This is a genomic window from Pseudomonas sp. PS01270 (assembly GCF_029959775.1).
Lineage (GTDB): Bacteria > Pseudomonadota > Gammaproteobacteria > Pseudomonadales > Pseudomonadaceae > Aquipseudomonas > Aquipseudomonas atacamensis.
Genome location: NZ_JASCPT010000231.1, coordinates 1 through 3,479, shown reverse-complemented (window position 1 = coordinate 3,479; position 3,479 = coordinate 1). Strand labels below are relative to the sequence as shown.

Here is a 3,479-nt window from a genome sequence, read left to right as displayed (position 1 = left end):
CGACTGCCAGCTGAATCTGCATTGTCTGACATATCCCCTTCGCGAGCAGGCTCGCTCCCACAATGGTTCTGTGAACGCAGGCCAGAATGTGGGAGCGAGCCTGCTCGCGAAGGGGCCATGGAAAGCCCCACATATGATCGTTCCCACGCTCTGCGTGGGCATGCAGCCCGGGACGCTCCGCGTCCATTTCAGAAGCCGAACGCGGAGCGTCCGATGAGGCGTTCCTACGCTGAGCGCAGGAACGATCGCGGGGAAATTCTGAACCCTTCCTGAACACCCCCCACATTCCCCGAAAACACCTCTTCCAGCCGTTTAGCTGCGGGCGTAAGCTGCGCGCGTTTTCATCAATTGCGGAGACCCACAGTGGGTACTTGTTCGAGTGACAGTTGTCGGCCGGTCTCGATCACCGGCAGATTCTCGGCAAGATAACGCGCAGCCTTTCCCTGCCGTTGTCTCGCCGTAACAGCGAGCAGCGGCATCCCGTGCACGGCCAGTTCTGGAACGTGTCTCGACGTCCTTCTCATCGACGCTGAACCAAGCGTGATGGCGACCTCAGTCGTCATCGCAGCCTATCGACACGCCTGTCGTTCCCGACCGGCGTGCCACGCCTTGCCGTGCCGGTTTTCCCGGTGCCAGGGCGCGGCGGTACCTGCTCGACGGTTACTCGGCTGACCACAGGGGACACAGCCATGAAACTCACGCTCAAGGAATTTTTCGCAGGCTTTCTGCGCAGCCGCCACATCGCCCGGCACTTCCGTCGTCTGGCGCTGCTGGATTCGATCAATGACACCACGGTCAGCCGTGAAGTGCCGCCGACGCTGGCCAACACGCTGGTCGCTGCCGCCCATGAAGACAGCGCTGCGTTGCTGTCATCGCTGGGCACGCACGGCGAGGGGCTCACCGAGGTCGAGGCCGATGTACTGCGCGCGCAACACGGCCTTAACGAAGTCGAACACGAGCAGCCGCTGCCGTGGTGGACCCATCTGTGGCACTGCTACAAAAACCCGTTCAACCTGCTGCTGACCTTACTCGCGGTGATCTCCTGGCTGACCGAAGACCTCAAGGCGGCCGTGGTGATTTTCTCCATGGTGGTGCTGTCGACGCTGCTGCGCTTCTGGCAAGAGAGCAAATCCAATCAGGCCGCCGATGCGCTCAAAGCCATGGTCAGCAACACCGCCACGGTGCTGCGCCGCGATGGCCCACGCCGGGAGCTGCCGATCAAGCAACTGGTGCCCGGCGATCTGATCGTACTCTCGGCCGGCGACATGATTCCCGCCGATTGCCGCGTGCTCAGCGCCAAGGACCTGTTCGTCAGCCAGGCAGCGATGACCGGTGAATCGATGCCGGTGGAAAAATTCACCCGGCAGACCGATCGCGACACGCGTAACCCGCTGGAGCTGGACAACATTCTGTTCATGGGCACCAACGTCGTCTCCGGCAGCGCGATTGCACTGATTCTCACCACCGGCAACAGCACCTACTTCGGTGCGCTGGCGCAACGGGTCGGCGCGACGGACCGCGCGGTGACCTCGTTTCAGCAGGGCGTCAACAAGGTCAGCTGGCTGCTGATCCGCTTCATGTTCGTCATGGCGCCGCTGGTGCTGTTCATCAACGGTTTCACCAAGGGCGACTGGAGTGAAGCGCTGCTGTTCGCGCTGTCGATTGCCGTCGGCCTGACCCCGGAAATGCTGCCGATGATCGTCACCTCGACCCTGGCCAAAGGTGCCGTGTTTCTGTCGCGCAAAAAGGTCATCGTCAAACGCCTCGACGCGATCCAGAACTTCGGCGCCATGGATGTGCTGTGCACCGACAAGACCGGCACCCTGACTCAGGACAGGATCTTTCTCGCGCGTAATGTCGATGTCTGGGGTGAGGATTCTGACGCTGTGCTGGAACTGGCCTACCTCAACAGCTACTACCAGACTGGCCTGAAAAACCTGCTGGATGTCGCCGTGCTCGAACACGTGGAAGTCCATCGCGAACTGAAAGTCGGCAGCATGTTTCGCAAGGTCGATGAGATCCCGTTCGACTTCAATCGCCGGCGCATGTCGGTGGTGGTGGAGGGCCGCGGTCAGCCCCATCAACTGATCTGCAAAGGCGCGGTGGAAGAAGTGCTGGCGGTGTGCAGTCGGGTGCGTCACGGCGAGGTCGATGAAGTCTTGAGCGATGAATTGCTGGCGCGGATTCGCCAAGTCACCGGCGTCTTCAACGCTGAAGGTCTGCGCGTGGTGGCGGTCGCGGCTCGCTCAATGCCAGCAGGGCGCGAGATTTACAGCCTGGCCGATGAGCAGGAACTGACGCTGATCGGTTACGTGGCGTTCCTCGATCCGCCGAAGGAAAGCACCGCGCCAGCGCTCAAGGCCTTGGCCGAGCATGGCGTAGCGGTCAAGGTGCTGACCGGTGACAACGAACTGGTGACGGCGAAAATCTGCCGTGAGGTCGGCCTCGCCCCACAGGGTTTGCTGCTGGGCAATGACATTGAGCGCATGAGCGATGCCGAACTGGCCGTGGCGGTTGAGACGACCAACGTCTTCGCCAGACTCACGCCATCGCACAAAGAGCGCATCGTCGGCATTCTCAAGGGCAACGGCCATGTGGTCGGGTTCATGGGCGACGGCATCAACGACGCGCCGGCGCTGCGCAGCGCCGACATCGGCATTTCCGTGGACAGCGCGGTGGACATCGCCAAGGAAGCGGCGGATATCATCCTGTTGGAAAAAAGCCTGATGGTGCTGGAGGAGGGCGTGCTCGAAGGGCGGCGCACCTTCGCCAACATGCTCAAGTACATCAAGATGACTGCCAGCTCCAACTTCGGCAATGTGTTCTCGGTGCTGGTTGCCAGCGCGTTCATCCCGTTCCTGCCGATGCTGCCGATGCACCTGCTGGTACAGAACCTGCTGTACGACATTTCGCAGATCGCCATTCCGTTCGATAACGTCGACGACGAGATGCTGAAACAGCCGCAGCGCTGGCAGCCGGCTGACGTCGGGCGCTTCATGCTGTTTTTCGGCCCGATCAGTTCGATCTTCGATATCACGACGTTCGCCTTGATGTGGTACGTGTTCGACGCCAACACGCCGGATCACCAAACGCTGTTCCAGTCCGGCTGGTTCGTGGTCGGGTTGCTGACCCAGACGCTGATCGTGCACATGATCCGCACGCCGAAGATCCCGTTCCTGCAAAGCCGCGCCGCCATGCCGCTGATGGTGATGACCGGGGTCATCATGGCGGTCGGCATCTTCCTGCCCATGGGCCCGCTGGCGCATTACTTCAAGTTGCAGGCGCTGCCGTCGCTGTATTTCGTGTTTCTGCCGGTGATTCTGCTGGCGTACATGGCGCTGACCCAAGCCGTTAAAGGCTTCTACATCCGCCGGTTCGGCTGGCAATAACCGCCATGGAGTGCTTTCCCCTGTGGGAGCGAGCCTGCTCGCGAAGGCGCCGTGTCAGTCAGTACATCTCTGACTGGTATAGCCCCTTCG

At 61.3% G+C, this 3,479-nt stretch carries 1 protein-coding gene; it reads left to right on the top strand.

The window, feature by feature from the left end; genetic code table 11:
- The first annotated feature begins 689 nt into the window (after nucleotides 1-689).
- On the top strand, nucleotides 690-3,389 hold the full coding sequence (gene mgtA / locus QMX86_RS27645; RefSeq protein ID WP_282387702.1) for a magnesium-translocating P-type ATPase: 2,700 nt from the start codon (nucleotides 690-692) through the stop codon (nucleotides 3,387-3,389).
- Nucleotides 3,390-3,479 lie beyond the last annotated feature (90 nt).

Excerpts from the sequence above, each read along its gene's own strand:
- mgtA (WP_282387702.1), top strand. The coding sequence starts at position 690 with ATGAAACTCACGCTCAAGGAATTTTTCGCAGGCTTTCTGCGCAGCCGC.